14 protein-coding genes are annotated in these 16,805 nt (G+C 70.5%); 6 read left to right on the plus strand and 8 right to left on the minus strand.

Annotated features, from left to right (window positions below; translation table 11 throughout):
* Positions 1-5 precede the first annotated feature (5 nt).
* The gene (locus QHF89_RS34935; RefSeq protein ID WP_284721310.1) at positions 6-1,841 is read right to left on the minus strand and encodes a HAMP domain-containing sensor histidine kinase; all 1,836 of its coding nucleotides are present in this window, start codon (positions 1,839-1,841) and stop codon (positions 6-8) included.
* Positions 1,838-2,551 (minus strand): response regulator, encoded by a 714-nt coding sequence (locus tag QHF89_RS34940; protein ID WP_136933261.1) that lies wholly within the window; start codon positions 2,549-2,551, stop codon positions 1,838-1,840. The genes QHF89_RS34935 and QHF89_RS34940 overlap by 4 nt, the downstream gene beginning before the upstream one ends.
* A gap of 168 nt (positions 2,552-2,719) precedes the next feature.
* Between QHF89_RS34940 and ndk the strand changes: the two genes are divergently transcribed.
* The 4 genes from ndk to dapE are packed head-to-tail and all read left to right on the plus strand — an operon-like array spanning position 2,720 to position 5,913.
* Complete coding sequence (gene ndk, locus QHF89_RS34945; RefSeq protein WP_136967444.1) at positions 2,720-3,148, plus strand: nucleoside-diphosphate kinase; 429 nt, start codon at positions 2,720-2,722, stop codon at positions 3,146-3,148.
* A complete protein-coding gene (locus tag QHF89_RS34950; RefSeq protein WP_136967445.1) occupies positions 3,145-3,984 on the plus strand; it encodes a hypothetical protein in 840 nt (279 codons plus the stop codon). The genes ndk and QHF89_RS34950 overlap by 4 nt, the downstream gene beginning before the upstream one ends.
* A 22-nt stretch (positions 3,985-4,006) precedes the next feature.
* Positions 4,007-4,834 (plus strand): 2,3,4,5-tetrahydropyridine-2,6-dicarboxylate N-succinyltransferase, encoded by an 828-nt coding sequence (locus QHF89_RS34955; RefSeq protein WP_136967446.1) that lies wholly within the window; start codon positions 4,007-4,009, stop codon positions 4,832-4,834.
* Positions 4,831-5,913 carry a succinyl-diaminopimelate desuccinylase gene (dapE, locus tag QHF89_RS34960; RefSeq protein WP_136967447.1) on the plus strand — a complete coding sequence of 361 codons (1,083 nt, stop codon included), beginning with the start codon at positions 4,831-4,833 and terminating at the stop codon, positions 5,911-5,913. Before QHF89_RS34955 ends, dapE begins: the two co-directional genes overlap by 4 nt.
* A 137-nt stretch (positions 5,914-6,050) precedes the next feature.
* Here dapE and QHF89_RS34965 read toward each other — a convergent pair whose 3' ends face one another.
* The 6 genes from QHF89_RS34965 to QHF89_RS34990 all read right to left on the minus strand — a co-directional run bounded on the left by QHF89_RS34965 (position 6,051) and on the right by QHF89_RS34990 (position 14,004).
* Positions 6,051-6,629 carry an adenine phosphoribosyltransferase gene (locus QHF89_RS34965; protein WP_136967448.1) on the minus strand — a complete coding sequence of 193 codons (579 nt, stop codon included), beginning with the start codon at positions 6,627-6,629 and terminating at the stop codon, positions 6,051-6,053.
* Positions 6,630-6,641: 12 nt separating this feature from the next.
* On the minus strand, positions 6,642-7,430 hold the full coding sequence (surE, locus tag QHF89_RS34970) for a 5'/3'-nucleotidase SurE (protein WP_136967449.1): 789 nt from the start codon (positions 7,428-7,430) through the stop codon (positions 6,642-6,644).
* Positions 7,431-7,432: 2 nt separating this feature from the next.
* Entirely contained in the window at positions 7,433-9,094 is a 1,662-nt protein-coding gene (locus tag QHF89_RS34975; protein WP_136967450.1) for an aldehyde dehydrogenase family protein, read from the minus strand.
* Positions 9,095-9,213: 119 nt separating this feature from the next.
* Entirely contained in the window at positions 9,214-11,112 is a 1,899-nt protein-coding gene (locus QHF89_RS34980) for a hypothetical protein (RefSeq protein ID WP_136967451.1), read from the minus strand.
* Positions 11,113-11,511: 399 nt separating this feature from the next.
* Positions 11,512-13,314 carry a c-type cytochrome gene (locus tag QHF89_RS34985; protein ID WP_136967452.1) on the minus strand — a complete coding sequence of 601 codons (1,803 nt, stop codon included), beginning with the start codon at positions 13,312-13,314 and terminating at the stop codon, positions 11,512-11,514.
* Between the two features lie 234 nt (positions 13,315-13,548).
* Entirely contained in the window at positions 13,549-14,004 is a 456-nt protein-coding gene (locus tag QHF89_RS34990; RefSeq protein WP_136967453.1) for a hypothetical protein, read from the minus strand.
* Between the two features lie 836 nt (positions 14,005-14,840).
* Between QHF89_RS34990 and QHF89_RS34995 the strand changes: the two genes are divergently transcribed.
* Positions 14,841-16,487: a hypothetical protein gene (locus tag QHF89_RS34995; RefSeq protein WP_136967454.1), complete on the plus strand. Its 1,647-nt coding sequence runs from the start codon at positions 14,841-14,843 to the stop codon at positions 16,485-16,487.
* Between the two features lie 122 nt (positions 16,488-16,609).
* On the plus strand, positions 16,610-16,805 hold a 196-nt coding region (locus QHF89_RS35000; protein ID WP_284721311.1), incomplete at its 3' end, for a hypothetical protein.

A 16,805-nucleotide genomic window follows, 5' to 3' on the forward strand; every position in this document is an offset into this window, starting at 1 on the left:
GAGAGCTACGTGCGGTCGCGCGACGCTCTGTCCCCCGTGGGCGGGAGTCGCACCGTGAACGTCGAGCCCTTTCCGAGCTCGCTCTCCACGTCGATCGTGCCGTTCATGAGCTCCACGAGGTGCTTGACGATGCTGAGGCCGAGGCCCGTGCCGCCGAGGTCCCGCGAGCGGCCCGCGTCGACGCGATAGAAGCGCTCGAAAATGCGGCCGAGGTGCGCCGGCGGGATGCCGGGGCCGTCGTCCTTCACGCGGATCTCCACGCCGCCGCCGGCCTTCGGGCCCGCCGCGAGGACGACATGCGCGCCTTCGCCGGCATATTTCGTGGCGTTGTCGCAGAGGTTCATGAGGACCTGCTCCATGGCGCGGCGATCGATGCGCGCCGGCAGCGGGCCCTCGGGGCGCTCGACGCGCAGCTCGACCTTGCGGCGCCGCGCGGCCTCTTCGAGCAGGCGCGTGACGTGCGTGACGGCGGGGATCACGTCCTGCTCGACGAGCTTCAAGCGGTAGTTCTTGCTCTCGATCTTCGAGAGATCGAGCAGGTCGTCGACGAGCTGGCGCAGGCGCTTGGCGTGACGATCGATGACGTCGACGAACTCGGCGGCCTCTTCAGGCTCGGCGAGCGCGCCCGCGAGGAGCGTCTCGGCCGCGGTGCTGATGGCCGTGACCGGGGTGCGCAGCTCGTGCGAGACGTTCGCCACGAAGTCGGTGCGGATCGTCTCCAGGCGCCGGAGGTCCGTGACGTCGTGGAAGACGGCGATGAGGCCGCGATCGTTGGTGGTCTGACGATCACGATCCTTGCGCGTCGGGAGCTTGGAGACCCGCACGAGGAGCTTGCGCGGGAGCAGGCCCGAGAGCTCGACCTCACGCATGACGGCCTCGCTCCCCGCGGCGGCGCGATCGAGCGCCTCCTGGAGCGAGGCGTTGCGGATGACCTCGATCACGCTCTTGCCGATCGTGCCTTCGCCGACGAGCGTCATGCCGCGCAGCGCGCGGTTCGCGAGGACGATACGCGCGTCGCCGTCGGTGACGAGCACGCCCTCGTTCATGCCGTCGAGGATCGAGGCGAGGAGATCACGCTCGTCGCGGAGCTCTTCGATCGCGGCGAGCAGCTCGCTCGAGAGGCGGTTCAAGGCGCGGCCGAGCTGCGCGGTCTCGTCGGTGCCCTGCGCGGGCGCGTGGATCGCGAGGTTGCCGCCGGCCATCGCGAGCGCAGCCTCGGTCAGGCTGCGGACGGGGCGCGTGAGCAGGTAGGTGCCGAACGCGCTCATCGCCACGGCCGCGGCGATCGCGACGGCGATGCCCACGAGCAAGAAGATGCGCGCGCCCCCGATGGCCGCGTCGACGCCGGTGAGGGGCACGGCGATGCGCACGACGGCGACGCCGTGCTCGGGCTTCGGGTAGCGGCTCGCGGCGTAGATCATGCGCTGGCCGAGGGTGCCGCTGTAACGAAACGCGCTGCCGGTGCCGGTCGCGAGCGCGGAGGCGATCTCCTCCCGCGCGGCGTGGTTCTCCGTCCGCAAGACTTCGTCGTGGGTGAGCTCGGAGTCGCCGAGCACGGCGCCGCCCGGGGCGATGAGCGTGACGCGTCCGCCGGAGAGGGCGCCGAGCTGGTCGGAGAGCACGTCGAGCGCGTCGCCCTCGGCGCACGGTGCGTGCTCGCAGCGGCGCCGGACGATGTCCTCGCAGAGGCGGAGCTCGCCGGTGAGCTGCACCATCGTGCGCTCGATCATGAGCGCTTCGAGCGAGCGGGAGCCGAAGCGCTCGATCGCGAGGCCCGCGAGGAGCATGAGCACGACCGACGCGACGATGAGCTTCGCGCGGATGCCGAGGCGGCCGATCATTCGTCCGCGGGCGGGGAGAGCTCGCCGGGCTCGGCGCGGAAGCGGTATCCGACGCCGCGCACGGTCTCGATGTAGTCACCCGCGAGGCCGAGCTTTTCGCGCACGCGCTTGACGTGCGTGTCGACGTTGCGGGCCGTGACGTCGACGTGCGAGCCCCAGACCTCGTCGAGCAAGACGTCGCGGGTCATGACGCGGCCGCGGCGATCGAAGAGCACGACGAGCAGCTTGAACTCGAGCGCGGTGAAGGCGATCTCCTCGCCGTTCACCCACGCGCGGTGCGCGGCGCGATCGACACGGAGGACGCCGAAGTCGATCTTCGCGCCGTCGGGCTGCGGGCCCTCGGTGCGGCGCAAGATCGCGCGCGCCCTCAGGATGAGCTCGCGTACGGAAAAGGGTTTGACGACGTAGTCGTCGGCGCCGAGTTCGAAGCCGACGACGCGGTCGACCTCTTCGCCCTTGGCCGTGACCATGATGACGGGGATGCTGGCCGTCTCCGGGGACTGCTTGAGGCGTTTGCACACCTCGGTGCCCGGCATGTCGGGGAGCATGAGATCGAGGATGACGAGGTCAAACGGCTCTTCTTTGACCGCGCGGAGCGCCGTCTCGCCGTTCATCGCGGAGACGACGTCGAACCCCGCCTGCTTGAAGTTGTAGGACAGGACGCGCTGGAGGTCGCGCTCGTCCTCGACGATGAGAACGTTCGTCGGCATGCGTGGGCCCCACCTCTAGCAGCCTTGTGTGACAGGCGCGTGGCGTGCGGTCGAGCATGGGGGCGAGCCGAGCCATGGCGGGCGTCCCCCTTCCATTTCGGCAAGAACGACGCGCCAGCGCGAGCTTTTCTTGCGCGCACGCCTTCTTTCTTTTAGTAGGGGCGCCTCATGGCACTGGAGCGCACTCTTTCCATCGTCAAGCCCGATGCGGTCGAGAAGAACCACACGGGTGCGATCATCGCCCGCCTCGAACAGGAGGGCTTCATCGTTCGCGCGATGAAGCGCGTCCACCTCACCCGCGCGGAGGCCGAAGGCTTCTACGCGGAGCACCGTGGACGTGGCTTCTTCGACGAGCTCTGCTCGTTCATGTCGCGCAGCTCGATCGTCATCATGGCGCTCGAGCGCGAGGACGCGATCGCGAAGTACCGCGAGGTCATCGGCGCGACGAACCCCGCGAACGCGGCCGAAGGTACGATCCGCAAGCTGTACGCCGCGAGCGTCGGCGAGAACGCGGTGCACGGCTCGGACAAGCCCGAGTCCGCGGCCCGCGAGATCGCCTACTTCTTCGCCGGCTACGAGGTTTCGCCCCGCGCGTGACCGGCTCGGCGCGCGCAGAAAGCCCGCTCGCCATCGCCCGCGGCGCGGTCCGTGAGGGCCTCGCCGCGCTCGAAGGCTTCGGCGATCTGCTCGGCTCACGCCGCATCGGGCCACGCGCCCTTGCGGTCGCGTTGAGCGAGATGGTCCCGGCTTGCGAGGCGCTGCGCGCGTCGTTCGTCGCGCTCGAGCTCGCGTTCGTCGCGACGCTCGCTTCCGACCTGGAAGCCCAAGATCAAGCCCGCAACCTCGGCACGCACGCAGGCGCGTGTGTCGCCGCCCTCTCGTCCGCGTTCTCCGACGGAGGATCCCTCTCCGATGCGCGGCGGCGCCTCGCCCTCGAAGCCTCGGTGCGCAAGCACGGGGCGGAGCTGCGGGACACGTTCGCGCTCGCGGAGTTCTTCGCTGCGGCCGTCACGCCCGCGCCCACGGAGCTGGATCTCGTGGACGTGCTGGAGCAACGGTTCGGCGCGAATCGGGCGACCGAGGAGGGGGTGATTCGAATCGCCGTGGAGGCGCCGCGGCCCTCGTGGCTCGTGGCGGATCGGCACGTGCTCGGCGGGCTCGTGGAGCTCGCGGCGCCGATCGCCTCGCGGCGCGGGACGGTGCCGGCGCGGCTCGGCGTCGCGCGTCCGCCGAGTGGGGGGCTCGTCGTTCGCTTGAGCCCGGCGCCGCGGAACGCAGCGGCGACGCGGCTCGTGTTGTCCGTGACGGCACGAGGCGAGGTGCCGAGCTCGCTCGGGATCGCTCGCGTGGCCGCGCGTCGCGCGAAGCTCGGGCTCACGATCGACGCGGCCGCGGGGATCGTGTCGATCGAGAGCGAGCGCGAGGCGACGTAAAATCCGTGCTATCCCGGCCGGGATGAACCTCGCCGACTCCCTCGCGCCGCTCGTCTCGGCCGCCTTCGCCGATCGTTCTCTCCTGAAGGATCCCGCGTACGAGAGCGCCGTCCTGCAGACGATCGACGCGCTCGATGGTGGTGTTCTCCGCGTCGCCGAGCCCATCTCCGAGGGCAACTGGGTGACACATGCGTGGGTGAAGCAGGCCATCCTGCTCTACTTCGCCGTGCAGAAGATGTCGGTGATGGAGGCGGGGCCGCTCGAGTTCCACGACAAGATCCCGCTGAAGCGTGGCCTCGACGCCGCGGGCGTGCGTGTGGTTCCGCCGGGCGCGGTGCGGTACGGGGCGTTCCTCGAAGCCGGCGCGATCGTCATGCCGGGCTACGTGAACATCGGCGCGCGCGTGGGCGCAGGGACGATGGTCGACACGTGGGCGACGGTGGGATCGTGCGCGCAGATCGGCCGCGACGTGCACCTCGCGGGCGGCGTCGGGATCGGCGGCGTGCTCGAGCCGCCGGGGGCGCAGCCGGTGATCATCGAGGACGGCGTGTTCGTCGGGTCGCGCGTGATCGTGGTCGAGGGCGTGATCGTGGAGCGCGAGGCGGTGCTCGGCGCGGGCGTCGTGCTCACGGCGTCGACGGCGATCCTCGACGTGACCGGCACGGAGGTCGTCGAGCACCGCGGGCGTATCCCCGCGCGCAGCGTCGTCATCCCCGGCATGCGGCCGAAGCGTTTCCCGGCGGGGGAGTTCGGCGTGCCGTGCGCGCTCATCATCGGCAAGCGGACCGAATCGACGGATCGGAAGGTCTCGCTGAACGCGGCGCTCCGGGACTTCGCGGTGGCGGTATGAGCGGCGTGGAGGCGCGGCTCGTCGAGACGCTTCTTTGGCTCTGCAACATTCCCTCGCCGACGGGGGAGGAGCAGCGGATCGCCGACGCGGTCCTGGAGCGCGTGTCCCGCGCGTCGCTCGCCGCGCCGGCGCGCCGTCACGGGGATTCGATCGTCGTGCCCGTCACGCGAGGCACGGGCGGCCCGCGCGTCGCGCTCGCGGGGCACCTCGACGTCGTGCGCACGTCCCACGACGGTCCGCCGCGCGTGGAGGGCGACAAGCTCTATGGCCCCGGCGCCTCGGACATGAAGTCGGGCCTCGCGCTCATGCTCGACCTCCTGGAGCACGGCGCGCGCGAGATCGCGGGCACCGATCTCACGTTGATCTTCTATGCCCGCGAGGAGGGGCCGTACGCGGACAACGAACTCGGCCGCGTGCTCGCGGACGATCCCGAGGCGACGGCCGTGGATCTCGCGGTCTGCATGGAGCCTTCGGACAACAAGCTGAGCCTCGGCGCGTCCGGCTCGATCCACGCGCGCGTGACGTTCGAGGGCCGCACCGCGCACAGCGCGAGGCCGTGGCAAGGCGAGAACGCCATCCACAAGGCCGGCCCTTTCCTCACGGAGCTCGGCGCGCGCGAGCCACGCACCGTGATCCTCGACGGGCTCACGTACCGCACGGTCACGTCCGCGACCCTCGGGGAGGGCGGTCGTGGCCGGAACGTCGTGCCCGACGCCTTCACGCTCAACCTGAACCACCGCTTCTCCCCCGACACGTCGATCGCCGAGGCCCAACGCGACATCGAAGCGCTCGTCGCAGGGCGCGCGAAGATCGAGTGGACCGACCTCTCCCCCTCCGCGCCGCCCCACGCATCCCACCCGCTCGTGCGCGCGCTGAAGGACGCAGGCGTCGCCGGCGTCGAGGCGAAGCAAGCCTGGACCGACGTCGCGCGCTTCGCCGCGCTCTCCGTGCCCGCTGTGAACTGGGGGCCTGGCGTGAACGCACAAGCGCACCAGCGGAACGAGTGGACGTCGATCCCGCTGCTCTCCGAAGGTCACGCGATCCTCTGCCGGTTCTTCGAGACGATCGGGCGGCGCTAGGCTTGTCACATGCCCGTCGGAAGAACTGCGCACCGCGCAGTTCTTCCACCCTCGGTCCAGGCCGTGCCTGGTCCGGGTCCAGGGGTGGACAACCCCTGGTCGGGTCCGGGGTGAAACCCCGGCGCGACGACCCAGGTTCAGCCGCCGATGTGCACGAGCGAGTACACGGTGGGCCGCGCGTTCTCGCTGTCGAGCCTCGATCGCCCTGCGAGGAAATCGAGCTCCACGACGAACGCAAAGGCTGCCACGACGCCGCCTTGCCTGCGTGTGAGCTCGGCGGCGGCGCTTGCCGTGCCGCCGGTGGCGAGCACGTCGTCGATCACGAGGACGCGTGCGCCTTTCGGGATCGAGTCCACGTGCATCTCGAGCTCGGCTTCGCCGTATTCGAGGGCGTAGGTCAGCCGATCCGTCTTCCAGGGCAGCTTGCCGAGCTTGCGCACGGGGACGAAGCCTGCGTTGAGCCGCGTCGCGACGGCGCCGCCGAAGATGAACCCGCGCGACTCGATGCCGACCACCACGTCGATGCGCTCGCCGATGAACCGCTCCGCGAGCAGATCGATCGTGATGTGCAGGGCTCGCGGATCGGCGAGCAGCGGCGTGATGTCCTTGAACAGGATGCCGGGCTTCGGGAAGTCGGGCACGTCCCGCAGCTTGGATTGCAGGTACGCAAGCGCGTGGTCCCCGGGCAGCTTGTCGGGATCGAAGGGGGTCGTCATCGCGGCAGAAGACTAGCCTTCGCGATTGCGGAGGGAAACGGCCGCGCATGTGGCCATGCAGAGGTCGCGGTGATCGAGTGACGTGAGATCTTGCGTGAGAGGCGTGACGCCGACGGCGCCTTCGTCGAAGGCCTCGGTGTCCGAGCCGTGCACGTGATCGTGGCGCACGCCGCCGCCGCCGATCCACAGGTACTCCTGCCCGCGTGGATCTTCTCGGAAGATCACGCTCTCCGTGTAGAGCCGCGCGCCGAGCTTCGTGGCACGAACGGGCCACGCGCTCCCCGGCGGCACGTTCACGTTGAAGAGCGGCGCGCGCGCGGGCGGCGTGCGCCGGAAGGCGGCGAGCGTCTCCATCGCGATCCGCGCGCCGAGCGCGGCGGCGGCGGCGCGGTCGGCCTTCGCGTCGGCGGACACGGCGACGGCGGGCACCCCGCGCATCGCGGCCTCGCGCGCGGCTGCGACGGTGCCCGAGTAGAACACGTCCACGCCCAGGTTCAGCCCGTGGTTCATCCCTGACACGACGAGATCAGGCTTGCGCGGCAGCACCCGGCTGTTCGAGTGCATCGCCACGTAGACGCAGTCGGCCGGCGTCCCGTCGATGGCGAACACGTCCTCCGAGACGCTTCGGAGCCGCAGGGGCCGGTGCAGGCTGAGCGAGTGGCTCGTGGCGCTCTGGTTCACCTCGGGCGCGCATACGATCACGCGGCCGTAGGGGGTGAGCGCTTGATGCAGCGCGCGCAGGTTCTCTGCGGCGTAGCCATCGTCGTTCGAGAGCAGAATGAGCGGGCGAGAGTCCTCCACGGTTATCCTCCGAGCAGGCGCTTCGGCAGCGCAGCGACGAGCTCGAAGACCGCGGCGATGCGACCGAACAAGCCCGCCCCACCCCGCACGCGCGCCATCGCGAAGGCGATTTTGCGCAGCACGGGCGTGTAGGGGTACCACCAGAGTTCACGCGCGGCCTTGTTGCGGTCTTCGAGGACGAACTGCGGGCGCGTCAGCTCGCCCAGGGCGTGCGGGCTGTTCGTGATGCCGTATCCGCTCTCGCCCGTGCCCGTCCAGGGCGCCGCGGCCACGGCGGCCGTGAAGCCGTGGTTGTTGATCGTCACCACGCCCGTCTTGAGGCGCCGCGCCATCGCGTGCGCCGCGCCCACGCGCCGCGTCCACAAGCTCGTCGTGAGCCCGAACGTCGACGCGTTCACCCGCGTGATCGCGTCCTCCACGCCGTCCACGAGCACGATCGGCAGGATCGGCCCGAACGTCTCCTCCCGCAGCAGCGGCGTGTCCTCGTGATCGAGCTTCACGACGGTCGGCGCGAACGCGAGCGATCCTGCCTCGGGCGCGCCGCCCGCGAGCACCTCGGCCCCGGCGGCTTCGGCCTCCGCGAGGTGACGCCGCACGATGTCGCACTGCCGCGACGTCGTGAGCACGGCTGTATCGCGGCCCGGCTCGAGCTTCTTCGTCAGCTCCACGATGCGCGGCACGAGCTTGTCCGCGATCTTCCGATCCACGTACACGCGCTCGATCGACGCGCAGTTCTGCCCGGCGTTCGTGAACGCGCCCCAGACGATGCCGTTCGCCGTCCGCTCGACCAGCGCGTCGGCGAGCACGATGGCCGCGTCCTTGCCGCCGAGCTCCAGCGAGCACGGGATCAGCCGCTCCGCGCAGCGCACGGCCACGCGCCTCCCCGTCGCGACGCTGCCCGTGAACACCACGACGTCGGCTTCATCGACGACCGCCGCGCCCACGTCCCCGCCGCCTTGCACGAGCGCGAGCAGCCCCTCGGGCAAGAGCCCTTCGAAGAGCGACGCCACGAGCGCGCCCGCCCGCGGCGTGATCTCGCTCGGCTTGAAGAGGACCGCGTTGCCCGCGAGCAGCGCCGGCACGATCGTCCGAAGCGGGATCGCCACGGGGTAGTTCCACGGCGTCACGAGCCCGACGAGCCCGCGCGGCGCCTTGTGGATCCGGCCGATCTTGCCGGGATACGAGAGCGGATCGAACTCGACCGTCGTGCCTTCGAGCAGCTCCTCGATCGCGTCGGTCCAGTACTCGACGAGGTCCGCGTTCGGCAGCACCTCGGCGAGCGCCGCCTCCTCGATGGGCTTGCCGCACTCGCGGTGCACGAGGTCCGCGATCTCCTCGGCGCGGGCGAGGATGCGCGATTTCACGGGCGCGATCACGCTCGCCCGTTCCCGCGCCGTCTTCGCGGCCCACGCCCGCTGCGCCTCACGCGCCTTGCGGGCGAGCGCCGGGATCTCGCTCGCCGACGTCGCCGTCACGGCCGGCAGGGCGGATCCATCGAGCGGGCTTTGCGTCGGGAAGGGGCCGCTCGCCCCCGTCGTCGCCTGCGGCAGCGCTTGCGGCGCCTCGGGCGCCTCGGGCGCGCTCGCCTCGCCCGCCTCGTTGGTCTCGTTCGTCTCCGGGGCGTCCTGCGCCTCGGCCGCTTGCCCATCTTGCTGCACGTCCATGCGGCGCGGAGCCTACCATTCCGCCTGCGGGTCCGCGCCACCCGCGTTCGAAACGAAGAAGCCCCGAGGCCTGGGACCTCGAGGCTTCCTCGCACGTGCGCCGCTCGCGCGGCGCGCCTTCAGGGCACGTTGATGGTGACGGTGTTCGCCTTCTGGCAGTTGATCACGGCCGACTGACCCGGCGTGAGCCACTTGGCCTTCGTCGGGTTCGTCTCGCCGGGCTCGGCGAGGCGGACGAACTTCGGACCGCAGTCGACCTCGAGCGCCTCGCCCGTGTTCCCGACCAGCTTGCCGGTCAAGAAGATGAGCGCCGCCTTGTTCGAGGTCACGGTCAAGACGCCACGCGTCGGCGGGAGCGTCGCCGGATCCTTCGCCGGGGGCGCCTCCGCCGTCGGCGCAGCGCTCGCGCTCGCCGCAGGCTCCGCCGAAGCGCTGCCCGCCGGCGCAGCCGACGCGCTGCCAGGCGGAGCCGCCACGGCGCTGTCCGTGGGCGCGGGCGCGGTCCCCGCCGTGTCCGTGGGCGTGGGCGCCGCCTTCTCCGGCTCCGTGGGCGCAGGCGTGGGCGTGGGCGGAGGCGTCACGGCGCCGCCCGTGGTTCCGGGCTGCGCGAGGCCGGGGATCCAGCCCTTCTGCATCGCGACGAACACACCCGCGCCGATGAGCAAGAGCGCCGCAGCGACGAGCAGCCACCCGGGCAAACCCTTCTTCGGCTCCTGCGTCGGCTTCGTCTCCTCGGGCTCCTTCGCCACGACGACGGGCTTCTTCTCGACCGGCGGCTTCTTCTCGACCGGCGGCTTCGTCTCGGCGACGGGCTTCTTCTCGGCCTCGGGCTTCTTCGGCGGGAGCGGCGGCTTCGCAGCCGGCTTCTTCTCCGACTCGGGCTTGGGCTCGAGCTCCGCCGCGCCGAGCTCGATGGATGCCTCCTCGGGCTCGGGCTTCTTCGCGGGCTTCTTCTCGGACGCGGGCTTCGTCTCGATCTCGACGACCGCCTCGGGCTCGGGCTTGACCTCGAGGACCGGCTTCTTCTCGGACGCGGGCTTCGTCTCGATCTCGACGACCGCCTCGGGCTCGGGCTTCGTCTCGGGCTCGGGCTTCGCCTCGACGACCGGCTTCCGCTCGGACACCGGCTTCGTCTCGGGCTCGGGCTTGACGAGGGCACCCAAGAGCGCCGCGCTCGGCTTCGACGTCGAGGCAGGCTCGAAGAGCTTCGTCGGCTCGGCATCCTCGCCGTCGCCGTCCTCGACGATCGCCGAGGGCAAGCCCGTGCTCGTGATCTCCGGCTTCTTCTCGCCCCCGATGAGGGCCTCGATCTGCTCGGGCGCAAGCGCGAGCGGCGCCGTGATCGCATCCGCATCTTGAAGCGGCGGCGGACGAGAATCCCCAACCTCGTCCCCATCGCCAACGCCAGGGATCGTCCTCTTGAGTTCATCGACCGGCTTGATCGCCGGCTTCGTCGCGATGGGCGTCGTCGCAGCCGTCGTGATCTTGGGCATCGCAGCCGCGGGCTTGGTCGCCGCGGGCGTGGCGGGCGGCGTCGCAGCCGGCTTCGCGCCGGTGGCGACGGGCGTGATGGGCTTCGGACCCGGGACCGCCGCAGGTTTGGCAGCGGTCGGCGCAACGGCCGCCGGCTTCGCAGCCGTCGTGACCGGCGTGATGGGCTTCGGTCCCGGCACGGCCGCCGGCTTGGCAGCCGCAGGCGCAGGTTTGGCCGGCACGGCCGGCGGCGTCTTCGGCGTGCCCTCCTTGAGGCCAGGCAACGGAGCCGCGATGGCCACGGCCCTCGGCGGCGGCGCATTCGCAGGCGCCTCGTCCCAAAGGTCCTCGCCGATGTCGGGCTTCTTGGTGACGATGGGCGTCGCCGCCTCCGCGATCGCGGGGATCGGAGCGCCAACCACGTCGTCCCCCGGCTTCACCGCGAGCGAGCCGAGCTCCGCACGCTCAGGCCGAGGCAACGCGGCGTTCTTCTGAACCTTGTCAAGGAGCGCTTCCAGCGCCGCGATTCGTTGTTCGACGTTCACGCCTCGGGAGTCTACCCAATCACGCGCCCCCTGACGAGGATCCGACGGGATGCGCAAAAAACTTGCGCGGCGCCGCGCCGGGGTTTCACCCCGGACCCCGACCAGGGGCTCTCCGCCCCTGGACCCGGACCAGGCACGGCCTGGACCGAGGACGACAGCGCGCAAGCGCGCTGTCGACAGGGAAAAGGTGCCTAGCAGGTAGGGCAGCGCTGCTGTCTTGGCTGGAGCGGCGAGGCTGTCTTGGTGGGCGACGTCGCGCGTGGTCTTGCCACGGGCCCGTTGGAAGAACTGCGCGATGCGCAGTTCTTCCACCCCCGGTCCAGGCCGTGCCTGGTCCGGGGTGCAGGGGGCGGACAGCCCCCTGCTGGGGTTTGGGGCAACGCCCCAACCACTCTCCCTCTACAGCGTCTCGAGGTACGCCACGAGGTCGTCGACCTGGGCGGAGGACAGGTGGGAGGTCACGCCGTGCTTGTCGCCGCCGCCGCAGGCGGGGCTGAAGCGGTCGCGCAGCGTGGGGGCGCAGCCGTCGTGCATGAAGGGGGCGCGGTCGGCGAGGCCCATCAGGGTGGGCACCTGGAAGGCCTTGCCCGTGCCTACGTCGGCCCAGTCGTTGTTCGTCAGCTTGGCGCCGCTGTGGCAGCTCGCGCAGCCCACCTTGGCGTCGAAGTAGAGCTCCTTGCCGCGCTCCACCGCGGTCGTGTCGGCGACCTCGGCTTTCGGCAGCACGGGTTGCGCGTCGATCCAGCGACCGACGAGACGCGACTGACGCGGGCCGAGCTGCGTCCCGCCCATTCGGTTCACGAACACCTCGCTCATGATGTGGCCGAGGTCTTCCATGTCGCCGTCCCAGTGCAGGGGGGCCGTGGCCAGGATGCCGCCGCGGATCGACTGCGTGCGACGCGGACCGATCGGGTTGAAGTTCCAGGTCCGGGCGTCATCCATCGCCTCCGGGTGGCAGGAGGCGCAGGCGAGCGAGCTGAAGCCGTTTGCGCTCTTGTGGAACACGTCGTGGCCCGTGTCCTTGCGGGACTCGCCGGGCAGCTCGATCATCTGCTGCGTGTTCGGCAGGTAGATGGCCGCGGGCTCGCGCAGTTGCACGGCGAGCTGGTGGTCGCCCCAGTATTGCGCTGCGATCGGCTGACCGGGCACCGCCTCGCTGAACGACGGATCGCAGCCCGTGGGCTCGCCGATCGTGATGGAGGCCCGCGACGTCCGCAGGATTGCGTTGTTGCCGGCGGCGACGATCGTCACCTCGTCCTGGTTCGGGGCGATGGCGATGTCGACGGGCAGGGCCGTGCCGGAGAGGGATGCGGCGCCGACGGGCGGGATCACGATCGGCACCTCCTCGTCGCCGGGCTCCACCTCGGTCACCGTCGTTTGCACGATGCTCCCGTCGCAGCCGCCGCCGCTGCCGTAGCCGCCGGGCTGCTCGATCACCACCGGCGAGGAGGACGCGCGCTGGTGCACCATCAGGGCGCCGCCGTTCGGGCGGGACACCATGCGCCAGGCCACGGCGGGCTCGAAGCTCGCTTCTCCGCCGGTGAACGGATCGAAGGTCTTTACCGGGGCCGGCTTCTGTTCCTGAATGATCTTTCCTTCGAGGCCCACGACGAGCACCTCGGCGGTGCGGAAGCGGCTTACGAGCAGCCTGTTCCCGTCCACCACCACGTCGCGCAGGTCGCGGCCGAGCTTCACCACGCGCGTTGCCGGGCCGCCTGCGGCCGGCAGCGTCACGAGCTCGCCCGTGTTGCATGCCACGTGGAGGCGGTCGAATGCGGCCTCGTAGGCGATGCCGCGGGGCGTCGCGCAGACTTGACGACGCTCGAGCAGCTTGCCGCTGGCCACGTCGATCGAGGCGACGGCGCCGCCGGAGCGCAGGGCCACGTGGGCGCGGCCGCTCTTGTCGATGGCCACGCGCCCGGGCTCGTCGCCTTCTTCGAGGGTGACCTTGGCTTTCAGGGCGCCGGCTTCGAGGTCGACGATCCAGACCATGTCGCGGTCGGGGTCGGCGGCGATGGCGGTGTGACCGTCACCGGAGATGGCGAGGGTGCCACCGGAGATGGCAGGTGGCGAGACGGCGGCGACGGCGATGTCCTGGTTGGGGACGAAGGTATCGTCGATGCCGGAGCATCCGGCGGCGATGCTGGCGCCGGCGAGGGAGACGAGGAGCAGGGCGAGCGGGCGTCGAAGATGGGTTCGCATGAGGCCTCCGCGGCTTCGCCTGGCAAATAAGAAGCCAGCCTCTGTCGAAATCTCGCCGCCTCCGGGGTTCGCTCCAACTGCGCGGACAGGAAACGGAATCTGAATCGGGGTGCGGGGTTGCTGTTTGTGGGGAGGCGCGCGTGCCCGTGAAGGAGGGTTCGCGCTGGGCGGGAACCGGTGTGCCAGCCGGCGCCGCTATGACGCAGATGTCAGAGGGAGGGGGGGGGACGCTTTTTAGACGAGCTCGAAGACTTGGTCGAAGGAGTCGCCTTCCATGTCGACGAGGATTCGCTGGTCGGTGGCTTCGATGCCTTCGAGGCGCACGGAGAAGAGGAATTTGCTCGCGCTCAGGGTCTCGGCGCCGCGGAAGCGTAGGGTGGCGCCGCCTTCGACGAGGCGGGCCTCGCCGGTGACGCGGGCGGCGATGCGGAGGTCGAATCGCTTGAGGGGGATGCGCAGGGCGGGGCCTTCGTTCGAGAAGGTCATCGTCTCGCCTTCGCGCCGGAAGACGGCGTTGCCGCGGGCTTCGAGGTGTTTTTGGACCTCGGGCTTCAATCGATCTCCCGCGACGCTCTGCACGATGGAGAGGAGCGGGACCTCGCCTCCGTCCCGTACGGCGGGGACGAGGGTTTCGAGCAACTTTACGACGGATGCGCGTAGCTCAGGGCGTCGGTGGGATTGGACGGGCATTGATACCTCCGAGGCTTCGGCTATTCGATGTCGTGTTCAGAGCGAAAGCGCAAATAGAATTGCACGGTGCGTCTGCGACGGAAACGGCGCGCGAATGCGCCGGCGAGGGGGCTGCGCGGCCCGGGAGGCCTTTGGCGAAGCGCCCAAAGGAGGTCCTGGGGCCCGGAGGAGCCTTGGCGGCACGCCGAGCGAGGGCTGCGCGGCCCGGGGGGGGCTTTGGCGAGGCGCCAGGGAGAGGTCGGCGTGTCCGGGGTGTGCTTGGGCGAAGCGCCAAGGCGAGGTCCGGGCACCCCGCGGGGTCGTTGGCGAAGCGCCAAGGCGAAGTTCGGGGACGCCGGGGGGTCGTTGGCGAAGCGCCCTCGAGAGGTCGACGGGATCCGGGGCGGCCTTGGCGAAGCGCCACGGAGGCGCCGGGCGGCCGGAGGGGGCAACGGCTGCGCGCCAAGGGTGATGCCGGGCGACCGGAGGGGGCTTCGAGGGGTCTCCGGTGGGGATTCCGCGCATGTTTCGCACGGGGGGCGCGCGCGCCGAGCACAACGCTTTCGCACGAATGCCGCGAGTGCCGGCAATCCCCGCCGCTCCGGTGGGGCGGCTTCCGAAAATAAATGTGGAGGTTGGTAATGCGCAGCCCCGCGTCGTCCAGCCGTTCCCATTAAAAATCTCGACGACGTCCCGGCTGCCTGTCATTGAATTGCTCGTGACCGACACCGATTGACGCGCTGGGCCTTCTTCGGCCCCGAAAGCGCGCACGGGCATCCTTCGTTTGGCCTTCGTCCTCGCGGCGACCGCGTCGGCCCGGTTCGGCCATTCGCACACCTCCTTTGAAAGGCGCACCCATGCACCGTTATCATTCCAATTCTTGTATTTCGCTCCTCGCCCTGCTCCTCGCCGCCTCCACGGCCTCGTGTGTCGCCTCCGCGGACGACGGGCTGGAAGACGGGCTCGAGGCGGTCGAGAGCGACACGGACGCGACGAGCGATACGGCCGGCGACGAGGGGAGCGACGAAGAGGCCACGGACGACGCCGTGGCGGAGGCCGAGGACGAGGAGAACGTCGCGGAAGCCGAGGGCGCGCTGTCGGCGCGGCGCGCCGAGACGGTGCGCCTCGTCGCCGGGCAGGGCGGCTCCGGCGTTCAGCGCGTCAATTTCGCGATTCCCCTGGCCCCCGGCGAGCTCTCCGACGAATCCATGATTCGCGTGGTCCACGAGGGCCGCGACCTCGCCGTCGCGCACCGCGGCCTCGCCCACCACGCGAACGGCAGCCTGCGGAGCGTGCAGATCCAGGTCGACGTGCGCGTCGCCGGGGAGACGGAGATCCAGGTGATCGTGGGCGAGGCGTCGAAGGCCGGCGCGCTCTCGATGGTGCCCGTGCAGCGGACGCTGATGGACGCGGACGGGACCCAGGGGCCGCGCGTGTATGCGCTCCTCTCGCCCGAGCGGCTCACGAGGAGCGGCGTGATGGGCCTCATCGCCCCGGAATCGGAGACCAAGAGCTCTCCCTACGACGGCTGGGCGAAGGTCTGCGATTACGAGAAGCACGACGTGGACGCGTTCCTCCCGAAGAAGGGAGACCCCGCCGTCTGGCTCTACGATCGCGGCACCACGTTCTATCGAGGGTATGCGCGGAGGGGCGACGTCGAGACGCTCCGCACGGCCTACCGCGAGACCGCGCTCTACCGCGCCGGCATCTCCGGCAGCGGAAAGGGCCTGACCATCGGGATCCCCAAGAAGGCGAAGGATCCGAAATACCATTACACCCAGAACCTCGCGATCCATTACCTCCTGACGGGCGACGACCGCTTCCGCGAGGCCGCCGAGGAGGTGGCCGAGCGAATGGCCTCGATCTGGAGCCCGCGGTACAAGGGGAAGGACACGGGGCTCTGGACGGAGCGCCACGCGGGCTTCTTCCTGCTCGACATGACCTACGCGATGATGGTCTCCGACGATCGGAGCGACCATTTCCAGCAGCTCGCCGACGACGCGGTCGACGCCTACCTCAACGTCCAGGCGACGTATCCGCAAGGGTATGGAGATTCGAATGCCCGTTGCTTCGCGCACCACGCCGGCGCGCACGGCGAGGATTACGGGTACTTCGGTTGCAGCCCCTGGATGAGCGCCATCCTCGCCGACGGGCTCGACCTCTACGCCAGCGAGCGGGGCGGCGCGCGGGCGAACCAGGTGCACACGTCGATCGTGAAGCTCGGGCGCGCCATCGCGCGTGAGGGGATGGACAGCTCGGGCAAGCCCTACTACTTCATGGGCGAAGGCGGCTCGGGCCGGGGCGAGGAAGACCCCGACAACGAGCACTGGGGCGAAGCCGCCTATGTCATGGCCATGGCCTACCACTACTCGCACGACGCCAAGCTGGCGACCGCCGTCGGCGGGCTCGTGGCGAAGCTCCAGCAGAAGGGCCGGGCCCCGCACATGCGGAGCTTCAACTGGCAGTGCCGCAGCGCCGTGGCCACGCCGGCCTACATGCGCTGAGGAGGCGTCACGACCCGGGGGTCACGAATCGACGTGACCCCGTCGCGATGCTGCGGAATGTGAAGTCGTGCAAGGGCGCTTGACGGGAGAGGCGAGCGCCCATAAGTGACCCGCGGGTCAACATGACGTCCTCTGTCTCCCGCTTCACCTCCTCCTCCTCGCCCCGCAGAGCCCACCGCGCCCTCACGGCGTGCACGCTCGCCCTGCTGCTCGGCGCCCCCGCCGCGGCCCTCGCGCAACCCGCGCCCGGCGCAGTTCGCGCGGAGCCCGCGCCGCCCGCGCCGCCCGCGGCCGCACCCGCCGCCGCACCCGCGCCGC

This window comes from Polyangium sorediatum, assembly GCF_029946465.1.
In the GTDB taxonomy this organism is placed as follows: domain Bacteria; phylum Myxococcota_A; class Polyangia; order Polyangiales; family Polyangiaceae; genus Polyangium; species Polyangium fumosum.